The organism is Bradyrhizobium sp. Ken01, assembly GCF_055807355.1.
Genome location: NZ_JBVVPC010000061.1, coordinates 1 through 19,733, shown reverse-complemented (window position 1 = coordinate 19,733; position 19,733 = coordinate 1). Strand labels below are relative to the sequence as shown.

Below are 19,733 nucleotides of genomic sequence, written 5' to 3'. Positions count from 1 at the left end.
TGGTTGTGGCACGAGATGGTAACTCCGAGTCTTCGCCAAACTTCGTCCTGTGGTTATGGGTCCCGGATCTGCGCTTCGCTTGTCCGGGACGACCGTGGTATTGAGCTCAGGCCCTCGCTGCTTCCGCCATATATTTCCGCCATCCACCATACGCGGTAATATCTCGCGCCTCGCCCAGCACCTCGGGCTCGACGAGAAATCCCTTCACGCTGCGGCCATCGGCGAGCCGCACCGTGCCGATCGCCATCGGCGCGGGAATCGCGTTGACGAATTTGCCGAAGGCGGACGACGACAGCGACCAGATCTCCAGCTCGATCGACGCGCCCTTGCCGGTTTCGACGCGCAGCATGCCCGGCTTCGGCGGCGTGGTCGTCAATGCGTAGAGCTTGTAGTCCGCCGCGGTCCTGGTCGCCTCGATCAGGCGCCCGTTCAGCGCTTTCAATTCGCCGTTCAGCGCCATGCCGGAGAGATGCGCGCCGACCACGGCGATGGGAATCTCGTCGCTGCCACTTGCGGCAAGCGACGCCAGCGCGGGTTGCGCTACGCCCTTTGCGCCAAGCGTCAACTTGGTGTCCGCATGGAACACGCGGCCGATGCTCGCGAGCAGCGCGTCGTGGCCCGTGGGCGCAAGCAGCGTGATGCCGAACGGGATGCCGTCGGCGCGCATTGCCGCTGGCAGCGCGAGACCGCAGAGGTCGAGCAGATTGACAAAGTTGGTGTAGGTGCCGAGCCGGCTGTTGAGCTCGATCGGATTGGCCAGCACCTGCGCGGTCGTGTAGGCCGTTGGCGCCGTCGGCAACACCATCGCGTCGATATTGGTGAAGGTGCGCTCGGCGATCTTGCGCAGGCCCTGCAGGCGATAGAGCGCGGAGAAGGTGTCCGCCGCCGTCAGCCGCGCGCCGGCGGCGGTGATCTCGCGCGTCACGGGATGGATCGCATCCGGCGCGGAGGCGAGCAGGTCGCGGATCACGAGGTAACGCTCCGTGACCCACGGTCCCTCGTAGAGCAGCCGCGCCGTCTCGTAGAACGGCTCGAGGTCGAATTCGACGAGCGTTGCGCCAAGCGCGGTCCAGCGCTTCAGCGCATCGGCGTAAGCCGCTTCCGCCTTCTTGTCGCCGAAGAAGATCAGCTGCCCGCTGCGCGGCACGCCGAGGCGCAGGTTTGCCGGGAGCGGGGTGAGCGCGCCAAGCGGCCGGTCGCGCGAGAACGGATCGGCCTGGTCGGGACCTGCCATCACCGACAGTGCGAGCGCGGCGTCGTCGACCGTCAAAGCGAATACCGAGATGCAGTCGAGCGTCCGGCAGGCCGGCACCAGGCCAGCGGTCGAGATCATGCCGAGGCTCGGCTTGAGGCCGACGATGTTGTTGAGCATTGCCGGCACGCGCCCGCTGCCGGCGGTGTCGGTGCCCAACGACAGCGGCACCAGCCCGGCGCCGACGGCGGTGGCCGATCCCGAGCTCGATCCGCCGGGAATGAGGTCCTCGCGGATCGCGTTTCGGGGGATGCCGTAGGGTGAGCGCACGCCGACCAGGCCGGTCGCGAACTGGTCGAGATTGGTCTTGCCGATGATGATGGCGCCCGCGGCACGCAGCCGCTGCACCGCGGTCGAATCGTGTGTCGGGGTGTACGAGAAAGCCGGGCACGCCGCAGTGGTCGGAAATCCCAGCGCGTCGATATTGTCCTTCACCACGACCGGTACGCCATAGAGCGGCAGGGTGGCTGCCTCCTTGGTGGCGAGCTTCTCGGCTTCCGCGATTGCGTCCTTCTCGTCGCGCAGGCTGATGAAGACGGCGGGATCGTTGTGGTCGCGGATGCGCTGATAGGTGCGCGCGACCGTCTGCGCCGGGGTGAGCGTGCCCGCGCGATGCGCGGCCACGATCGCGGCGATCGTTTCAGGCTGCTCAGCCCCCATTTCAGCCCTCATGTCGACAAACTCCGGCTACGTCTCTTCAGCCGGATCGAAGCAAGCGATGTGCCATTGTGTACAGAATTCGGGCAGGACAAGTGCTCCGGATATTATCGAGAGATCAGTGGCTTGTGGGATAATTCGAGCGCCGGCGGGCCCGCGTGTCAGCGCCCTGTTACGGGCATTTGCGCAAATAATGGGCAGCTCGCCCTGCCCGAGCTTGCGCCCCAACAATTGTCGTGGCCAACATGCCGGCCAACGCGGTCCGGACGAGGCTGCGGCCGGTCCCGGCTCCGGGCGAGGAGGAAACCATGACAGCCGCCCCTCGCGGTGATGCTTCGAGCTTGTTCGCGACACCCAGAACCGTAGCTGACCATCGCGCCGACGGCAGCATCGTGCTGCGCTCGCCCGAGCCCCTGGGCAATGGCGCGCGTTGCGTCGGCGACTGGCTAGAGCAATGGGCGAGGCAGAGGCCCGATGCGATTTTCCTCGCGGAGCGCGGCAGCGCCGAAGCGCCATGGACCACCGTCACCTATGCGCAGGCGCTGCGCCAGGTGCGCGCGGCAGCGTCATGGATTCTGGCGCAAGGTCTCAGTCCGGAGCGCCCGCTCGCGATCCTCTCCGACAACAGCGTCGATCATGCGCTGCTGGCACTCGCGGCCCAGCATGTCGGCGTGCCCTCGGCGGCGATCTCCCCGGCCTATTCGCTGATGTCGAAGGATTTTGACAAGCTCAAGAGCATGATTACGCTGCTTGAGCCCGCCGCGATCTATGTCTCCGCGACGAGGCCGTTTGCGGCGGCGCTGGCCGCGATCAAGCCCCTGCATAGCGCGCAGATCATCAGCGGCAATGCCGACGATACCGATGCGCTGGCCTTCCGCACCATCGCGGCAACGCCGGAGAGCCCCGACGTCGCAACGGCTTTCTCCGCAGTGACGTCCGATACGATCGCGAAATTCCTGTTTACCTCCGGCTCGACCGGCACGCCGAAAGCCGTGATCAACACCCACCGCATGCTCACGTCCAGCCAGCAGGCCAAGGCCCAGACGTGGACCTTTCTCGAACAGGCGCGCGAAGATGTCGTCATTCTCGACTGGCTGCCCTGGAGTCACACGTTCGGCGCCAACCACAATTTCAATCTGGTGCTGCGCAATGGCGGCTCGCTCTATATCGACGGCGGCAAGCCGGCGCCCGGCCTGTTTGCGACGTCACTCGGCAATCTCAGAAGCGTGATGCCGACGGTCTATTTCAACGTGCCGCGCGGCTTCGACATGTTGATTGCGGCGCTGCGCGACGACGAGGAGTTGTGTCGCCGCTTCTTCAGCGAGGTGAAATTCGCCTTCTACGCAGGGGCTGCGCTGCCGCAGAATCTCTGGGACGCGCTCGAACAGCTCTCCATCAAGACCGTTGGCCGCGCGATGCCGATGGTCTCGGCGTGGGGCTCGACCGAGACATCGCCGCTGGCGACCGACTGCCATTTCCTCGCGGAGCGCTCGGGCAATATCGGCGTGCCCATACCCGGCACCGAATTGAAACTCGTCACCTCCGGCGACAAACTGGAGGTGCGTGTGCGCGGCCCCAACGTCACGCCGGGCTACTGGAAGGCGCCGGAGCTGACCAGGCAGGCGTTTGACGACGAGGGCTTTTATCTTATCGGTGACGCCGTGAAGTTCGCCGATGCGAACCGGCCTGAGCGCGGCCTGTTCTTCGACGGCCGCGTCGCGGAGGACTTCAAGCTCAATTCGGGCACCTGGGTCAATGTCGGCACGCTGCGCGTCGCCGGCATCGCCGCGCTGGCGCCGCTCGCGCAGGACATCGTCGTCACCGGCCATGGCGGCGACGAGGTGCGCTTCCTGGTCTTTCCCAACATCTCTGCGTGCCGCGCGCATGCCGGCCTGCCCGAGACCGCAGGCGTCAACGACGTGCTCGCGCATGACAAGGTCAGAGTCGCGATCGCGCAGGGTCTGGCGAAGCTCAAGCAACACGGCGCCAATTCCTCCGGCCACGCCACGCGCGCGCTGCTGCTCGCGGAGCCGCCGTCGGTCGACGGCGGCGAGATCACCGACAAGGGCTACATCAACCAGCGCGCCGTGCTGACGCGGCGCGCCGATGCCCTGGCGCGGTTGGATGACGATGTCTCGGGTGAGTGGATCGGTTGCGGCAGTTAGCCCGTCCACGCCCGCGCTAGCTGCTCTCGTGCCCCGGACGCAGCGCAGCACGCAGTGATGCGCTGCAGAGCCGGGGCCTATCTTGCTTAATGCGCGCGGTCGCATGGATCCCGGCTCTGCGCAGCAGCGTTTCACGCTGCAGCGCGTCCGGGACACGAGAGTTGGGCAAGCCTAAATACGCCAGCCAACCTGCCGCATTCTGCTGCATGATTCTTTTGTTGCCTCGGCAACTAATTTATGCGAACCGTTCCAGACAAGGATGACGGCGGAAGGAACCGCCGCGTCGGATCGGAGGAAGCAATGCTCGGCAGAGAGGGCGCCGCGGGCGAGCGCCTGCGCATGCGTGAACATGACGGCGACCGCAGCTCGCTGCGTGGCCCGTCAGGTCTCGGTGCTGCCGGTCACCGCGCCGAGATTCTCGTGCAGGCGGCGCAACAGGTCGATCAGCACCTCGCGCTCGTCCTTGTCCAGGCAGGACAACAGGCGCCGTTCGCGCTCGAATGCCGCGACGATCACCTTGTCATGGATGGCGCGGCCCTTCGCGGTCAGCGCGATCGAATGGGTGCGCCCGTCGTTGGGATCGGTGCGGATCGAGATCAGCGCCCGCTTTTCCAGGCCGGCCAGCGTCCGGCTCACCGGGCCCTTGTCGAAACCGATGACATGGCAGATGCGCGAGGCGGGGATGCCGGGCTCGATCGCCAGCAGCGACATGATCCGCCATTCCGTGACGTTGACGCCGAACTGCCGCTGATAGAACGCGGTGGCGCTGTTGGAGAGCTTGTTGGCGATGAAGGTGATGAACGCCGGGACGTAGCGGTCGAGATCGAGCGTCGGTCCCGTTTCGGCGGGCGCAGGTTTTTGGCGGGCTCTGGTCGAAGACGGCGGCATGTCGGGATTCTGTCTCGCGGCGTGTCTGGAGACCTAAGAGTAAGCGCCGCCCTTTCACAAGTTCAAAATGAGGGAGGACTTCCATGAGCACTTCCAGCTCCCCGGAAATCACCGGTTCGTCGCCTGTCCCGCATCTCGACGTCGATCCTTTCGCAATGGAGTTTTTCGCCGATCCCTATCCCACGCATGAGCTGTTGCGGGAGGCCGGACCTGTCGTCTATCTCGACAAGTGGAGCGTCTACGGCGTGGCGCGCTATGCCGAAGTTCATGCCGTGCTGAATGATCCCGCGACCTTCTGCTCCAGCCGCGGCGTCGGCCTCTCCGACTTCAAGAAGGAGACGCCGTGGCGGCCGCCGAGCCTGATCCTCGAAGCCGATCCGCCCGCGCACACCCGCACCCGCGCGGTGCTGTCGAAAGTGCTGTCGCCGACCGTGATGAAGCAGGTGCGCGACCGCTTTGCGGCGGCGGCGGAGCAACGTGTTGATGCTCTGCTGGAGAAGCGCAGCTTCGATGCGATCACCGATCTCGCCGAGGCCTATCCGCTCTCGATCTTCCCGGATGCGTTGGGCTTGAAGCCCGAAGGCCGCGAGCATCTCATCCCCTATGCGAGCCTCGTCTTCAACGCGTTCGGCCCGCCGAACCAGCTGCGGCAGGACGCGATCGCGCGCTCGGCGCCGCACCAGGCCTATGTCACCGAGCAGTGCCAGCGCGACAATCTCGCGCCCGGCGGCTTCGGCGCCTGCATTCACGCCCGTGTCGACGACGGCGAGATCACGGCGACCGAGGCGCCGCTGCTGGTGCGCTCGCTGCTGTCCGCCGGCCTCGACACCACCGTGAACGGCATCGGCGCCGCCGTCTATTGCCTCGCGCGCTTCCCCGACCAGTGGCAACGCTTGCGCGACGATCTCACGCTGGCGCGCAACGCTTTCGAGGAAGCCGTCCGCTTCGAGAGCCCGGTGCAGACGTTTTTCCGCACCACCACGCGCCAGATCGAGCTGTCCGGCGCAACGATCGGCGAGGGCGAGAAGGTGCTGATGTTCCTCGCCGCCGCCAATCGCGATCCGCGGCGCTGGGACAAGCCGGACAGTTACGACATCACCCGGCGTTCGTCCGGCCATGTCGGCTTCGGCTCCGGCATCCACATGTGCGTCGGCCAGCTCGTCGCGCGTCTCGAGGGCGAGGTGATGCTGACCGCACTGGCGAAGCGCATTGCCGGGATCGAGATCACGGGCGAGCCGAAGCGCCGCTTCAACAACACGCTGCGGGGGCTCGACAGCCTGCCTGTGACCATCACTCCGGCCTGACGAGAAGTTCTATGCCCGCCATCATTTTCATCCATCCCGACGGCAAGTCCGATCGCATCGAAACCGGCGTCGGCGAGAGCGCCATGCAGGCCGCCACCCGTCACGGCCTCGACGGCATTCTAGCCGAATGCGGCGGCAACGCGATGTGCGCGACCTGCCACGTCTATGTCGACGACACCTGGCTCGCGCTTTTGCCGGCAGTGGCCGATGACGAGGACGCGCTGCTCGACGGCACCGCGACCGAGCGGCTGCCGAACAGCCGCCTGTCGTGTCAGATCCACATCACGCCCGCGCTGGACGGGCTCGTGCTGAGACTGCCGGAGCGGCAAGTCTGAGTCTTCAACGTGCCGGCAACGACCGGCGCGGCATCACATCGAACAGGGGAGGGAACCATGAGACATCTGAAGTGGACGCTTGCGTTGGCGGCGAGCCTGATTGGCGGAGCGGCAACTGCCGAGATCTCGGACAACGTCGTGCGCGTCGGCGTGCTCAACGACATCTCCGGCATCTTCCAGGACACCAACGGCATGGGCTCGGTCGAGGCCGCGCGCATGGCCGCTGAGGATTTCAACGGCGGCGGCAAAGGCATCAAGGTCGATATCGTCTATGCCGATCACCAGAACAAGGCCGACGTCGGCAACGCCATCGCGCGCAAATGGCTCGATGTCGAGGGCGTCGACGCCATCGTCGACGTGCCGAACTCGGCCGTTGGCCTCTCCATCAACACGCTGCTGCGCGACAGCCGCATGACGTTTCTCGCATCGTCCACCGCGAGCTCCGATCTCACCGGCAAGGCCTGCTCGCCCAACACCATCCAATGGGTCAACGACACCTGGGCGACCGGCAACACCACGGCGGCCGCCATGGTGTCGCGCGGCGGCAAGGAGTGGTATTTCCTCACGGTCGATTTTGCGCTCGGCAAGGGCATCGAGACGGAAGCTCAGAAATACATCGAGGCGCATGGCGGCAAGGTGATCGGATCCAGCAAGCATCCGCTCGGCACGTCCGACTTCGCGTCGTTCCTGTTGCAGGCGCAGGGCTCGAAGGCGCAGGTGATCGGGCTCGCCAATGCCGGCGGCGACACCATCAACGCGGTGAAGCAAGCGGCCGAGTTCGGGATCCAGCAGGGCGGACAAAAGCTCGTCGCCTTCCTGCTCTTCATCAACGACGTCCACGGCATGGGCATCAAGGTCGCGCAAGGCCTCCAGCTCATGGAGGCCTTCTATTGGGACATGAACGATGACACCCGCGCCTTCGCCAAGCGGTTCGCCGCGCGGCCCGGCATGAACGGCAAGATGCCGAGCGGCAACCAGGCCGGAGTTTATGCCTCCACGCTGGCTTATCTCAACGCGGTCGCCGCAACCGGCAGCGACAATGCCAAGGATGCCGTGCCCGAGATGAAGAAGTTCAAGGGCAAGGACAAGCTGTTCGGCGACACCACGATCCGCCAGGATGGCCGCGTCGTGCATCCGATGTATCTGTTCGAAGTGAAGAAGCCGGAGGAGTCGAAATATCCGTACGACTATTACAAGCTGGTCTCGACGATCTCCGCGGAGCAGGCGTTTCGACCGCTGGCGGAGGGTGGCTGCGGGTTGGTGAAGTGATCGTAGCGAAGAGCGTAGCTGCACCCTCTCCCCTTGCGGGAGAGGGTGGCTTCGCGTGAGCGAAGGCGGGTCAGGGGTTCTATCCTCACGAATGGTCTTGCGAGTGGAGAGAACCCCTCATCCGGCGCTTCGCGCCACCGTCTCCCGCAAGGGGAGAAGGAAACAACCTACACCACCTTGCTGCTTCCCTGCGTGATCAGCCGCGCGGCGCGCTGGTCGCGGGCGTAGATCCAAAGCCAGCTCAACGCGACGCTGAGGCGGTGGCGCAAGCCGATCAGGAAGTAGATGTGGGCGATGCCCCAGATCCACCACGCGATGGTGCCGCGCAATTTGATGCGCCCGAAGTCGATCACCGCGAGCCGCTTGCCGATCTGCGCGAGGCTGCCGGAGTGCTTGTAGCGGAACGGGCCGGTCGGCTCCTGGCGCAGCCGCGCCTTGATGGTCTCGGCCACGTGGCGGCCCTGCTGCTTGGCGGCCGGCGCGATGCCGGGCACAGGCTTGCCGTCCCAGGCGTTGATCAAGACGGTATCGCCGATCGCAAAGATTTCGGGATGACCGGGGATGGTAAGATCGTCTTCGACCTGCACGCGCCCGGCACGATCGGCCGGTGCGCCCAGCCACTCGGCCGCGGGCGAGGCGCGCACACCGGCGGCCCAGATTCGTGTCTTGGCTTCGAGCAGCTTGCCGCCGAACACCACGCCCTCGCGATTGATCTCGGTGACGGCCTGTCCGAGCACGACCTCGACACCGATTTTTTCCAGCGAGGCCTGCGCATAGGCCGAGAGATCATCGGGAAAGCCTGCGAGCACGCGCGGGCCGGCCTCGATCAGCACCACCCGCGCCTTGTTGGTGTCGATGTTGCGGAAGTCGGCGGGCAATGTGTGGTGCGCCATTTCGGCGATGGTGCCAGCGAGCTCCACGCCGGTGGGGCCGGCGCCGACGATGACGAAAGTCAATCGCGCTGCGCGCTTTTCGGGATCGGTCTCGCGCTCGGCGCGCTCGAACGCCACCAGGATGTGACGGCGCAGCGTCGTCGCGTCCTCCAGCGTCTTCAGGCCTGGCGCGAACTGTTCCCATTCGTCGTGGCCGAAATAGGCATGCCGCGCGCCGGTGGCGAGCACCAGCGTGTCGTAAGGCACCTCGCTGCCGTCGTCGATCAGTACGCAGCGCCTGCCGGCGTCGATGCCGCTGACGGTCGCAAACAGCGTCGTCACATCGCGCCGGTCGCGCATCAGGTGCCGGACCGGCCATGCGATCTCGCTGGTGGCGAGCGAGGCGGTGGCGACCTGGTAGAGCAGCGGCTGGAACAAATGATGGTTGCGACGGTCGATCAGCGTGATCTCGACCGGGCTGCCGGCAAGCCGGTAGGTCGTCTCCAGCCCGCCGAAACCGGCTCCGACGATGACGACGCGATGCGGTGTCGTGGTCATGATGCGCCCTCGAATCTCGCTGCTCTATTCTCTCATTTAAGTGCGGATTGGGCGTGGCGGTCCAATAGCCGTCATCAATGGACGGATAGGCTAAGGATATCGAGTGTATCGCTATCCCGCGAAAAAGCGCCGCAGCCTCATCCGAAGTAAGTAGAATTATATTTCTTGCTATCGCCGATCGCGGCGAAATATGGTGCAGGGGCGGGCGCTGAGCCATTGGCGGCGCGACAGATTTTGCGTTCAATAGAGATGACCCGGGGCGGCAATCACCCCGCTTCCGGGCATAATAATATGGAGGGGAGTGGTTATGAGGACGGCATTCTGGCTGGCGGGCGCAGCGGCGCTGGTGCTGGCAGGCCCGGCATTCGCCGGCGACACCATCAAGATCGGGTTCGTTTCGACCTTCAGCGGCCCGACTGCCGTGATCGGCAACGACATGCGCAACTCCTTCGAGCTCGCGCTCGATCACCTCGGCCGCAAGATGGACGGCAAGCCGGTCGAGGTGATCTACGAGGACGACGGGCAGAAGCCCGACGTCGGCAAGCAGAAGACCGAGAAGCTGGTGCAGTCCGACAAGGTCGATTTCATCGTCGGCTACATCTGGTCGAACGTGCTGCTGGCCTCGCTGAAGACCGCGGTGGACTCGCAGACCTTCCTGATCTCGGCCAATGCCGGCCCGTCCCAGCTCGCCGGCGAGCTCTGCTCGCCCTATGTGTTCTCGACCTCCTGGCAGAACGACCAGACGCCGGCCGCCATGGGCCTCTACATGAACGCGAACGGCGTCAAGAGCGTGTTCCTGATCGGCCCGAACTATGCTGCGGGCAAGGACATGCTCTCGGGTGTGAAGAGTACCTTCAAAGGCGAGATCAAGGGCGAGGAGTATACGGTCTGGCCGAGCCAGCTCGACTTCTCCGCCGAACTGGCGAAAGCCCGTGCCTCCGGCGCCGAATCGATCTTCGTGTTCTATCCCGGTGCGGCCGGCGCGCAGTTCCTCAATCAATATGTCCAGGCCGGCCTCAAGAGCACCATGCCGCTCTACACCGCCTTCACTGTCGACGAGACGACGTTGCCGTTGCAGAAGGAGAATGCGTTCGGGGTGTCTGGTGCGCAGGAGTGGGTGAACGACCTCCCGAACGAGCAGAACAAGAAGTTCGTCGCCGACTACCGCAAGAAATATCCGGGCGCCCGGCCGAGCTATTACGGTGCGCAGGCCTATGACGCGGCGCAGCTCATCAATAGCGCGGTGGTCGCCGTCGGCGGCGACACCAGCAAGAAGGATGCGATGAAAGCCGAGATGGAGAAGGCCAACTTCAAGTCGCTGCGCGGCCCTTTCAAATACGGCAACAACCACATCCCAATCCAGAACTTCTATTTGCAGGACGTGGTGAAGGGCGCCGGGGGCGAGCTTACGCTGAAGACCGCCGCCACCATCGTCACGGCCGACCAGGACCGCTTCCACGACAAGTGTCCGATGAAGTGAGCTGGTTGCTTCTCCCTCTCCCCGTTCTTAAGGGGAGAGGATAGGGGTGAGGGGCTGTCTCTACGAGCTGCCCAGTCGCCGAACTCTCACGTTCTCACCACGTCATTGCGAGCGCCGCGAAGCAATCCAGAATCTTTCCGCGGAGGAATTCTGGATTGCTTCATCGCAAGGCTCCTCGCAATGACGGCGTGGAGAGATTCTACACCCGCGGCATGCTCACAGGCCGCACCTCTCGGGCCTGCGCCGCAAGCCTGATGCCGGCATTGGCCGCGCCGAAGCCCTGATAGTCCCTTCGCTCCACGATCTCGAAAAAGAAGCGCTCGTCGAAGATGTGGGTATAGACCTGGAAGAACTCCCCGTCGCCTTCGCGATCGTAGAGAATGTGGTTGGCGCGCAGCTGGGCCATCAGCTCGGGTGCGAGGTCGTATTTGGCTTCGATGTCGTCGTAGTAATTGTCGGGGATATCCAGGAAATCCGCGCCGCGCTTGCGCATCTCCGCGACCGCCGCAAAGATGTCCCGGCATGTGAACGCGACGTGCTGCACGCCCGAGCCGAAAAACTCCGAGATGAAGCGGGCCGGCAGCGTGCGGTTAGCGGATGAGCCGTTGAGCACGAAGCGCAGGCTTTGGTCGCCGTTGATGACGGCCTGGCTTTGCACGAGGCCCCTGGGATCGGCGATCTCCATCTGCGGCAGCCGCTTGAGGTCGAGGATGCCGGTGTAGAACAGCAGCCACGACAGCATCTCGTCATAGGGCATCGACTGCGCGATGTGATCGACGGCGAGCAGGGCGTCGGCGCCGGCGTCGCTCGGTACCTGTTCGAAATCCGTGTCCCAGTTCTTGCCGGCCTGGTCCAGGAAGTAAAGCAGGCTGCCGCCGACGCCGTGGATCGCGGGGATCTCCAACTCGCCCGGTCCGACCGGCTGGTAGAAGGTGCGCGCTTTCAGTGTCTCGGCGCGCTGCATAACAAGGCCGGCATTGTCGACATCGAGCGCGATGGCGCAGACGCCGGGGCCATGCGTCACGTAGTGCGAATGCGCAAAGCCGTCGGTCTCGGAGTTGACGACGAGCTCGACCTTGCCCTGCGACCAGCGCTCTACCGCCTTGCTGCGATGCTTGCCGGTCTTTCGGAAACCGAGCTGCGAAAGCAGGCGGGCGAGTTCGCCGGCCTTGGTCTCGTTGACGGCAAACTCGATGAATCCCGTGCCTCCACTTTTGGGCTTGGGCGCCAAGGGTTCGCTGATGAGCTTTGGCCAATCCGGTGCAAGCTGGTCCTCCAGCAGGATCAGCGAACGCAGGCCGTCGACCGCGGTCTGCACGGCCGAGCCGGCGCGGAACTGGTCGTTGAAGATCTCCAGCGACAGTGGCCCGGCGTAGCCGGTCGCCGCGATCGCCGCCATGAACTCGCCGACCGGGAGATCGCCCTGGCCGGGGAAGGAGCGGAAGTGCCGGCTCCACGACAAGATGTCGAGCTCGAGCTTCGGCGCATCCGCAAGCTGGACCAGGAAGATCTTGTCACCGGGGATCGAGGCCATCGCGCGGACCGGAAAGCCGGGGGCCAGTGCGTGAAAGCTGTCGAGGATGATTCCGATCGCGGGGTGATCGGCACGGCGCACGATCTCCCAGGCGTCGCGGTAGTCGTTGACGTGGCGTCCCCAGGCCAATGCCTCGTAGCCGACGCGCAAAGATCGTTTGGCCGCGCGCTCGCCGAGCTCGCGAAAATCATCCGCGGCGCGGTCGATGCCGCCGAGCGAGGCCGGCGACACGTTGGAGCAGATCAGCAGCAGGTCGGTGCCGAGCTCCTGCATCAGGTCGAACTTGCGTTCGGCGCGGGCAAAGTTGCGCGACCGCTGCGGCTCCGGCATGCCCTCGAAATCGCGGAACGGCTGAAACGCACAGATCTCGAGATTGAGGCCCCGGCAGAGCTTTGCGATGTCACGCGGGCCGGCGCCGAACGACAGCAGATCGTTCTCGAAAATCTCGACGGCGTCGAAGCCGGCGGCTGCAATGGCGCGGAGCTTCTCGTCGAGGGCGCCGGAGAGAGAGACCGTTGCGATCGAGCGTTTGGTCATGCTGCGTTGTCCTCCATCGCTCCGCCCAGGAACAATTGTCCGATGCGGGGATCATTCAAAATGCGCTTCGCGCCGTCGATCATGCGGGTCTGGCCGAGTTCGAGCACGATGCCGATGTCGGAAATCTCCAGCGCCGAGCGTGCGTTCTGCTCGATCATCAGAATGGTGACGCCGCGGTCGCGCAGGGATTTCAGGATATCGAAAGTCTGCTGCACCATCAGCGGTGACAGGCCGATCGAGGGTTCGTCGATCAGCACGAGCTTCGGCTCGAGCAGCAGCGAGCGGGCGATTTCGAGCTGTTTCTGCTCGCCGCCGGACAGCGTGGAGGCCTGCTGCGTCGATTTCCGCCGCAGCGCCGGGAACAGGTCGAGAGCGGCCTCGATCCGGCTCCGCAGGTCGATGCCCTTGCCCGCCGAAACGCCGCCAAGCTCGATGTTGTGGCGCACCGACAGCTCCGGAAAGATGTTGCGGCCCTGCGGCACGTAGCAGATGCCGGCATTGAGCAGCGCGCGCTGGCTCAAATGGGTGACGTCGCGGCCGGTGAAGTTGATCTTGCCCTCGCGCAGCTTGAGCAGGCCGAAGATCGCCTTGAACACGGTGGATTTGCCGGCGCCGTTCGGGCCGATGATGGTGGTGATGGTGGCCTGCGGCACGGCGAAGGTGGTGCCGTTCAGGATCGTCATCTTGCCGTAACCGCCGACGAGATTGTGAACCGAAAGGATCGGATCGCTCATGATGGCTCTCCCTAGTGTCCGAGATAGGCTTCGATCACGGCAGGTTCCTTGCGGACCTCGTCGGGCCGTCCCATCGCCAGCACCTTGCCTTCCGCCATCACCATCACGCGCGAGCACAGCGACATCACGAATTCCATGTTGTGCTCGATCACGACGAAGGTGGCGTTCTTCTCGCGGTTGATCGCCACCAGCCGCTCCTTCAAATCCGTCAACATCGACGGGTTGACGCCGCCGGCGGGCTCGTCGAGCAGCACCAGCCGCGGTCCGCCCATGAAGGCCATGGCGGCGTCGAGCAGTTTTTGCTGGCCATAGGATAAACCGCCGGCCGGCTCGTCGGCGAGATGATCGAGCTTGAAAAAGCCGATCATCTGGTTGGCGGCCTCCGTGAGGCCGGCATCGGAGCGGCCGACCAGCCGCGAGGCCATGCTGCCCTGGTGCTCCTGGCCTGCGAGGATCAGGTTCTCGCGCACCGAGAGTTTTGGGAACACCTGCAGAAGCTGGAAGGTGCGGCTGACCCCGAGCTTGTTGAGCTCGGCGGGGCGCAAGCCCGTGACGACCTTGCCGTCGAGCTTGACCTCGCCGCCGCTCGGCGTGAGCTGGCCGAGGATGCAGTTGAACAGGGTCGACTTGCCGCAGCCGTTCGGTCCGATCAGGCCGAGGATCTCGCCCTCGCGGACGTCGAAAGAGACGCCGCCGACGGCGCTGATGCCGCCAAAATTCTTCTTGATGTCGGTGACTTCGAGGACAGCGCTCATTGCACCGTCTCCAGCCGGGACTTTGCGACGGCGCGCTGAGCCGAGGCCGCTTTGGTTCGGCGCTCGGCGAGATAGCGGTCGAGGATTCCCAAAATGCCGGTCGGTGACCAGATCAGCAGCCCCATCACCGCGATCGCGTAGAGCATCAGATAATAGCCCTCGGTGAAGCGTAGCCATTCCGGCAGCAGCACCGCGATCATCGCGCCGAGGAACGGACCCAGGAAGAATCCGGCGCCGCCGACGATCACCATCATCAGGAGGTCGAGCGAGAGCGACAGGTTGAACGGCACGGGATCGATATATTGCGTCAGCGGCGCGTAGAGCGCGCCGGCGACCCCGCCGAGCGCGGAGCCGATCGCGAACGCCATCAGCGTATAGCGTCGCGTGTCAACGCCTAGCGACTGCGCCCGTAGCGGGTTTTCGCGCAGCGCCATGAAGGCGCGGCCCCAGGGCGAGCGGATCAGCCACCACACTGCGAGCGACACGATCGCGAGCGAGCCGAGACAGACATAGTAGAACGGCAGCGGCTTGTTGGTCGCGATGCCGAAAATATGGGGCCGCGGAATGTTGGAGATGCCGTAGATGCCGCCGGTGAGCCAGCTCTCGTTGCGAAACACCAGGAAGGCCAGCGTAGAGAAGGCGAGCGTGACGAAGGCGAGGTAGTGGTGCTGGACCCGCAGCGCCGGATAGCCGAGCACCCAGCCGACCGCGAAGCTCAAGGCCATCGCGACGACGATCGCCGCCGGCAGCGGCCAGCCATGGGTGGTCATGATCGCCGCGGCGTAAGCGCCGATGCCGACGAAGGCGCCCTGTGCCAGCGACACCTGGCCGGCATAACCGAGCGTGAGGTTGAGGCCCATTGCGGCGATGGCCATCACCGCCCACTGGCTCAGGATGAACAGGCCGTAGCGGTTGAAGTTCATGGGGGCAACGATCAGCGCAGCGATGACGACGAGGCCGAACGCGATCTTGAGAGGTTTGGCGAAGCCGCTCATACGGTGCGTTCCTCGGCGCGGCCGAGCAAGCCCTGCGGCCGGAACAGGATGACGGCGATCAGGAAGATCATCGGCACGGCGGCGCGGTACTGCGTCGAGACATAGGCGGCCGCGAGATTGTCGAGCACGCCGATCAGGAGACCGCCTGCGATCGCGCCGCGTACCTGGTTGAACCCGCCGACGATCGCGGCGATGAAGGCGGCCTGGCCCAGCACCTCGCCGGACGTGAATTTCGCGAGGTAGATCGGCGTGATCAACAGCGAGGCGAGAGCGACCAGGAATGCGTTGATCAGGAAAGTCAGGAGAATCATCCGTTCGACGGGGACGCCGATGATGCGCGCCACCGTCGGGTTCTGCGCCGCCGCCTGCATCTGGTGGCCGAGCGAGGTGCGGTTGAGAAGCGCAGTCAGGCCGAAGACGGCAAGGATGGCGAGGACGAGGACGCCGATGCTTTGCAGCGAGACGGCATGGCCGAGGATGGAGACGTCGCCGGTCGGCACGATCGAGGGGAAGGGTGAGGCTTCGGCGCTGAAGAACTGCTTTACGGCCTCCTTGAGGCCGATCGCGAGCGCCATGGTCGCGATCGCGAGCGGCAGCACGCCGTGGCGCATCATCGGATCCACCAGCAGCATCTTGAAGGCGAGGCCGAGCAAAAGCATCGAGAGCAGGATGCCGAGGATGATCGCGAGCCAGAACGGCGCGCCGGCATGCATCGCCGCCAGCATCAGGAACGCCGGCAGCATCACGAACTCGCCCTGCGCGAAATTGATGGTCTGCGATGTCTGCCACAGCAGCGTGAAGCCGACCGCGACCAGCGCATAGATCGCTCCGGTGGCAAGTCCCGCGACCAGAAGATCGAACAGATTGGACATTTTCCCCTCTCTCTCTCCTGCCTCTCCCCGCTTGCGGGGAGAGGGTCGGGGTGAGGGGGAGCCTCCGCGAGGTCGCTGAGAGTTGGACTCGTGGAGGCTCCCCCTCACCCGGAATTTGCTTGCGCAAATTCCGACCTCTCCCCGCACGCGGGGAGAGGCGAAGAACACCTCACTTCACCTTCGGCAGCACCTGCTTCACGATCTGCTTGCCTTCGACCACCTCGACCAGAAAGCTCTGGCGGTCGATGTCGCCGGTGTCGCTGAAGGTGACGTCCATCAGGATGCCCGGCTCGTCGGCGGCCTTGATAGTCAGGCCGTGCAGGGTGTCGGCGAACGCCTTGGAATCGACCTTGCCCATCTTGTCGGTGGTGGCCTTCACCATGTAGACGGCGAGATAGCCTTTCAGCCCATTATGGTCGGGCACGTAATTGTACTTCTTCGCGAACTTGTCGCGAAACGCCTTGATCAGGTCGACCGGCGCATCGGTGGTGAGACCGACATGGCCGCGCGCGCCGTTGGCGGCATCGCCCGCGAGCTCGATCACCTTCTGCCCGATCAGCGTGGTTTCGCCCATCAGCGGCGCGGTGACGCTCTGGCGCTTCAGCTCCTTGAGGATGCGCGCGCTCTCTTCCTCGTTCAAATAGACGAACACGGCGTCGGGATTGGCGGCCTTGATCTTGCCGACGTCGGCGGCGAAATCGACTTGACCCGCTTCGGTGGAGAGATCGGCGACGACCTTGGAGCCGAGACGGTCGAGCTCCTTGACGACGACATCGCGACCGCCGCGGCCAAAATCATTGTTGACCCAGACCACCGCGACCGACTTCGCCTTCATGTCGTCGTGAATGTATTTGGCGACCTTCGGCATCGACGATTGCTGGCCGAACGAGGTGCGGAACAGGAATTTGTTTCCGCCTTGCGTCAGCTCGGCGGCTTCGCCGCCCATGATCTGCGCGATGCCGGCCTCGGCCGCCAGCGGCGCGGTCACCTTCACGGACCCGGAATAGCCGGGTCCGAGCAGCACATAGGGCTCGGCGTCGAGCGCCTTCTGCACCTGCGCGCGCGCGACGCCCGGGTTGGATTGCGAATCCGCATGAGTGACTTCCAGCTTGCGGCCGAGCACGCCGCCCTTGGCGTTGATCTCCTCGATCGCGAGATCGATGCCGTTCTTCCAGTTGGTGCCGACGGTAGCGCCGCCGCCGGACAGCTCGGCGACGTCGGCAAGCTTGATCGCCTGGGCGTGGACGCTGGATGCAGTCGCGAAGGCAAGCAGGGCGCCCGCCAGAATGGTCGATTTCATGGTCTCTCCTCCGATTTCTTTTGATGTTACGTGCGGCCTTGTGTCCGGCCGCTTCGGTTACGCTGCGTGATAGGCCGGGCTTCGTGCCGCCATCACCTCGTTGAATGCCTCTCCCATGATCTCGGTGGATGGGGCAAGGCCAGTGAACAGTTCGAAAGCGTCGGCGGCCTGGTAGATCGCAAGCTCCCGGCCGGTCATGATCCGCGCGCCCTTGGCTTGGGCAGCCGCCAGCAGCGGCGTGATCAGCGGCGAATAGACGGCGTCGGCGACCCACAGGTTTTGACGCAACAGCGTCGGCGCGACCGGCGTTTCCCGGTTCGGCAGCATGCCGACCGGCGTGCCGTTGACGAGGCCGGTTGCGCCGTCGAGCGCGTCCTCGACGCTTGCGGCGACCCTGGCGCCACCCTGCTTGACGAGCAGCGCGGCGAGTTTTTCGGCGCGTGCCGGCTCGCTGTCGAAGATGCGGATGTCGGTCACGTCAAGGCTCGCCAGCGCAAAGGCGATTGCCTTGCCGACGCCGCCGGTGCCGATCACGGCGACCGCGTTTCCAGAGGCCGCCAGCAGCGGCGCGACGGCGCGCGCAAAGCCCGTCGTGTCGGTGTTGTGGCCGATCAGCCGGCCGTTGCTGACGACGACGGTGTTGACCGCCCCCATCGCGGCCGCGCCCGGTGCCAGTTCATCGAGCAGCGGGACCACCGCCTCCTTGTACGGAAACGTGACGTTGACGCCGGCAAAGCCGAGGCGCCGCACGCCTTCCAGCATCATGGCGAGCTCGGCCGAGCCGGCGCCGGCCACTTCGATGAGCTGATAATGTCCGCGCAGGCCAAGCCCCTCCGCGGCGCGCTCATGCATGGCGGGGGAGGCGGAATGCGCGATGGGTGCGCCGATCAGGCCGGTCAGGAGCTTTTTGGATGCGGCAGGTCCGCGCTTTGACATGGTTCGCTATCGTCTCGTTGGGAGCGTTTGGTCCCGGCCACTAGCGGGGAAATCCGCTCAATTCCAAGGGGCTTCCCCTGGCAACGATAGCCTTTCCTCGGCCTAACACAATTACCCTTTTGTCCTGCAAACCTAACATAATGTTATCTCTTCCGCCCCCGTGGCGGCGCGGCCCTGCCTTTGCCCCGCGACGGCTCGACCGCGCGCATCTCCGCGCGCAGGGACTCGATGAAATACTCGACATGAAGCGACAGCGGCGCGCCGCGCTTCACCGCGATATAGGTCTCGAATCGCGTCGGCTCGGTGATCTTGATCAGTTCGATGCCGGGATAGCCCCCATGGGCCACCGTGAACTGGTCGATGATGGCGATGCCGAGCCCCGCCTTCACCAGCGCGCAGACCGTGGTGCCGAAGCGGGCGCGGATGGTGATGTTGTACTCGAGGCGGTGGCGCGCGAAGATCTCGGCCATGATCCGCCCGTAGGGATCGTTGGGATCGATGCCGATCAGCGGATAGCGGGTGATCTCGGCGGCGGAGACCTGCTTGCGGCCGGCGAGCTCGTGGCCCGGCGGCACGATGCAATAGAGCTCGCCCGAGGCGAGCGGCATGAAGTCGAGCCCGGAATGCTCCAGGCGGTAGCTCATCGCCACGCACTCGCCGCGGCCGAGCATGAGGTAGTCGATGGCTTCCTCGAGCTTTAGAATGTTGATATCGATGCCCAAATCCGGATAGCGCCGCCGGACCCGCTCGATTGCGCGCGGCACCATGACTTGCGAAATGCTCGGCACCGAGCCGATGCGCAGCTCCGACAATCCGCCGCGGCCGATCTTGGAGATAATCTCGGAGAGGTCATCGACCTTCTTGTAGACGCCGTTGATCTGCTCGAAGATGTTCTCGGCTTCCGGTGTGGGGAAATAGCGGCCGTTCTGGCGCTGGAAGAAGCGGATGCCGAGCGAGCGCTCGGTGTATTTGACGAGGCGGCTGATGCCCGGCGCCGAAACGTTCAGCAGCTTCGCCGCGCCGCCGATAGTGCCCGTCACCATCACGGCACGGATCACTTCAACCTGGCGCAGCGTCATCATTTTCTGGGCATCCGAATGATCATCGTTGGCGGCGCTGCGTTTCTCTCTCCCCTTGTGGGGGAGGGTGGACCGCCGCGATAGGGCGAGGGGTTCTCTCCCCGTGCGAGCCTCGCGCATTTGAACGCGTGGAAACAACCCCTTGTATCTGCACGGCCAGCATTTGTGCGATGGAAGTGACTTAGCGCCTTGGCCGGTGGCCACCGGCCAA

Annotated in this window: 16 protein-coding genes; 5 read left to right on the top strand and 11 right to left on the bottom strand. The window is 64.8% G+C overall.

Features of this window, described 5'->3' with window-relative positions:
• Window positions 1-106: 106 nt before the first annotated feature.
• Window positions 107-1,912, bottom strand: a complete 1,806-nt coding sequence (gene atzF / locus AC0L3S_RS35230) for an allophanate hydrolase (protein WP_473284417.1) — start codon at window positions 1,910-1,912, stop codon at window positions 107-109.
• Window positions 1,913-2,217: 305 nt separating this feature from the next.
• Here atzF and AC0L3S_RS35225 point away from each other — a divergent pair, with 305 nt between their 5' ends.
• Window positions 2,218-4,074, top strand: a complete 1,857-nt coding sequence (locus AC0L3S_RS35225; protein ID WP_473284391.1) for a feruloyl-CoA synthase — start codon at window positions 2,218-2,220, stop codon at window positions 4,072-4,074.
• A 381-nt stretch (window positions 4,075-4,455) separates the two neighbouring features.
• On the opposite strand, the gene AC0L3S_RS35220 is transcribed toward AC0L3S_RS35225, so the two are convergent.
• A complete protein-coding gene (locus tag AC0L3S_RS35220; RefSeq protein WP_473284388.1) occupies window positions 4,456-4,962 on the bottom strand; it encodes a MarR family winged helix-turn-helix transcriptional regulator in 507 nt (168 codons plus the stop codon).
• Window positions 4,963-5,045: 83 nt separating this feature from the next.
• Here AC0L3S_RS35220 and AC0L3S_RS35215 point away from each other — a divergent pair, with 83 nt between their 5' ends.
• From AC0L3S_RS35215 to AC0L3S_RS35205, 3 genes are read left to right on the top strand one after another with little or no spacing between them, the layout of a single operon-like run.
• Complete coding sequence (locus AC0L3S_RS35215; protein WP_473284386.1) at window positions 5,046-6,266, top strand: cytochrome P450; 1,221 nt, start codon at window positions 5,046-5,048, stop codon at window positions 6,264-6,266.
• Window positions 6,267-6,277: 11 nt separating this feature from the next.
• Complete coding sequence (locus tag AC0L3S_RS35210; RefSeq protein ID WP_473284384.1) at window positions 6,278-6,601, top strand: 2Fe-2S iron-sulfur cluster-binding protein; 324 nt, start codon at window positions 6,278-6,280, stop codon at window positions 6,599-6,601.
• 57 nt (window positions 6,602-6,658) lie between these two features.
• On the top strand, window positions 6,659-7,870 hold the full coding sequence (locus AC0L3S_RS35205) for an ABC transporter substrate-binding protein (RefSeq protein WP_473284382.1): 1,212 nt from the start codon (window positions 6,659-6,661) through the stop codon (window positions 7,868-7,870).
• A gap of 167 nt (window positions 7,871-8,037) precedes the next feature.
• Here AC0L3S_RS35205 and AC0L3S_RS35200 read toward each other — a convergent pair whose 3' ends face one another.
• Window positions 8,038-9,300, bottom strand: coding sequence for an NAD(P)/FAD-dependent oxidoreductase (locus AC0L3S_RS35200; protein WP_473265859.1), 1,263 nt, complete (start codon window positions 9,298-9,300; stop codon window positions 8,038-8,040).
• Between the two features lie 307 nt (window positions 9,301-9,607).
• Between AC0L3S_RS35200 and AC0L3S_RS35195 the strand changes: the two genes are divergently transcribed.
• On the top strand, window positions 9,608-10,780 hold the full coding sequence (locus AC0L3S_RS35195) for an ABC transporter substrate-binding protein (protein WP_473265860.1): 1,173 nt from the start codon (window positions 9,608-9,610) through the stop codon (window positions 10,778-10,780).
• A 199-nt stretch (window positions 10,781-10,979) separates the two neighbouring features.
• Here AC0L3S_RS35195 and AC0L3S_RS35190 read toward each other — a convergent pair whose 3' ends face one another.
• From AC0L3S_RS35190 to AC0L3S_RS35155, 8 genes are all read right to left on the bottom strand, one after another.
• On the bottom strand, window positions 10,980-12,851 hold the full coding sequence (locus AC0L3S_RS35190; protein ID WP_473284379.1) for a bifunctional sugar phosphate isomerase/epimerase/4-hydroxyphenylpyruvate dioxygenase family protein: 1,872 nt from the start codon (window positions 12,849-12,851) through the stop codon (window positions 10,980-10,982).
• Window positions 12,848-13,585: an ABC transporter ATP-binding protein gene (locus AC0L3S_RS35185; RefSeq protein ID WP_473284377.1), complete on the bottom strand. Its 738-nt coding sequence runs from the start codon at window positions 13,583-13,585 to the stop codon at window positions 12,848-12,850. The genes AC0L3S_RS35190 and AC0L3S_RS35185 overlap by 4 nt, the downstream gene beginning before the upstream one ends.
• Before the next feature lie 11 nt (window positions 13,586-13,596).
• On the bottom strand, window positions 13,597-14,340 hold the full coding sequence (locus tag AC0L3S_RS35180) for an ABC transporter ATP-binding protein (RefSeq protein ID WP_473284374.1): 744 nt from the start codon (window positions 14,338-14,340) through the stop codon (window positions 13,597-13,599).
• On the bottom strand, window positions 14,337-15,335 hold the full coding sequence (locus tag AC0L3S_RS35175) for a branched-chain amino acid ABC transporter permease (protein ID WP_473265864.1): 999 nt from the start codon (window positions 15,333-15,335) through the stop codon (window positions 14,337-14,339). Before AC0L3S_RS35175 ends, AC0L3S_RS35180 begins: the two co-directional genes overlap by 4 nt.
• On the bottom strand, window positions 15,332-16,207 hold the full coding sequence (locus AC0L3S_RS35170) for a branched-chain amino acid ABC transporter permease (protein WP_007615760.1): 876 nt from the start codon (window positions 16,205-16,207) through the stop codon (window positions 15,332-15,334). The genes AC0L3S_RS35175 and AC0L3S_RS35170 overlap by 4 nt, the downstream gene beginning before the upstream one ends.
• Before the next feature lie 169 nt (window positions 16,208-16,376).
• A complete protein-coding gene (locus AC0L3S_RS35165) occupies window positions 16,377-17,507 on the bottom strand; it encodes an ABC transporter substrate-binding protein (protein WP_473284372.1) in 1,131 nt (376 codons plus the stop codon).
• A gap of 57 nt (window positions 17,508-17,564) precedes the next feature.
• Window positions 17,565-18,443, bottom strand: coding sequence for a shikimate dehydrogenase (locus tag AC0L3S_RS35160; protein ID WP_473284370.1), 879 nt, complete (start codon window positions 18,441-18,443; stop codon window positions 17,565-17,567).
• A gap of 143 nt (window positions 18,444-18,586) precedes the next feature.
• The gene (locus tag AC0L3S_RS35155; RefSeq protein ID WP_473265867.1) at window positions 18,587-19,525 is read right to left on the bottom strand and encodes a LysR family transcriptional regulator; all 939 of its coding nucleotides are present in this window, start codon (window positions 19,523-19,525) and stop codon (window positions 18,587-18,589) included.
• Window positions 19,526-19,733 lie beyond the last annotated feature (208 nt).

What these genes read in the sequence shown, in the direction of transcription:
- atzF (WP_473284417.1), bottom strand. Translation starts at nt 1,912, where the DNA reads ATGGGGGCTGAGCAGCCTGAAACGATCGCCGCGATCGTGGCCGCGCAT.
- AC0L3S_RS35225 (WP_473284391.1), top strand. Translation starts at nt 2,218, where the DNA reads ATGACAGCCGCCCCTCGCGGTGATGCTTCGAGCTTGTTCGCGACACCC.
- AC0L3S_RS35220 (WP_473284388.1), bottom strand. Translation starts at nt 4,962, where the DNA reads ATGCCGCCGTCTTCGACCAGAGCCCGCCAAAAACCTGCGCCCGCCGAA.
- AC0L3S_RS35215 (WP_473284386.1), top strand. Translation starts at nt 5,046, where the DNA reads ATGAGCACTTCCAGCTCCCCGGAAATCACCGGTTCGTCGCCTGTCCCG.
- AC0L3S_RS35210 (WP_473284384.1), top strand. Translation starts at nt 6,278, where the DNA reads ATGCCCGCCATCATTTTCATCCATCCCGACGGCAAGTCCGATCGCATC.
- AC0L3S_RS35205 (WP_473284382.1), top strand. Translation starts at nt 6,659, where the DNA reads ATGAGACATCTGAAGTGGACGCTTGCGTTGGCGGCGAGCCTGATTGGC.
- AC0L3S_RS35200 (WP_473265859.1), bottom strand. Translation starts at nt 9,300, where the DNA reads ATGACCACGACACCGCATCGCGTCGTCATCGTCGGAGCCGGTTTCGGC.
- AC0L3S_RS35195 (WP_473265860.1), top strand. Translation starts at nt 9,608, where the DNA reads ATGAGGACGGCATTCTGGCTGGCGGGCGCAGCGGCGCTGGTGCTGGCA.
- AC0L3S_RS35190 (WP_473284379.1), bottom strand. Translation starts at nt 12,851, where the DNA reads ATGACCAAACGCTCGATCGCAACGGTCTCTCTCTCCGGCGCCCTCGAC.
- AC0L3S_RS35185 (WP_473284377.1), bottom strand. Translation starts at nt 13,585, where the DNA reads ATGAGCGATCCGATCCTTTCGGTTCACAATCTCGTCGGCGGTTACGGC.
- AC0L3S_RS35180 (WP_473284374.1), bottom strand. Translation starts at nt 14,340, where the DNA reads ATGAGCGCTGTCCTCGAAGTCACCGACATCAAGAAGAATTTTGGCGGC.
- AC0L3S_RS35175 (WP_473265864.1), bottom strand. Translation starts at nt 15,335, where the DNA reads ATGAGCGGCTTCGCCAAACCTCTCAAGATCGCGTTCGGCCTCGTCGTC.
- AC0L3S_RS35170 (WP_007615760.1), bottom strand. Translation starts at nt 16,207, where the DNA reads ATGTCCAATCTGTTCGATCTTCTGGTCGCGGGACTTGCCACCGGAGCG.
- AC0L3S_RS35165 (WP_473284372.1), bottom strand. Translation starts at nt 17,507, where the DNA reads ATGAAATCGACCATTCTGGCGGGCGCCCTGCTTGCCTTCGCGACTGCA.
- AC0L3S_RS35160 (WP_473284370.1), bottom strand. Translation starts at nt 18,443, where the DNA reads ATGTCAAAGCGCGGACCTGCCGCATCCAAAAAGCTCCTGACCGGCCTG.
- AC0L3S_RS35155 (WP_473265867.1), bottom strand. Translation starts at nt 19,525, where the DNA reads ATGATGACGCTGCGCCAGGTTGAAGTGATCCGTGCCGTGATGGTGACG.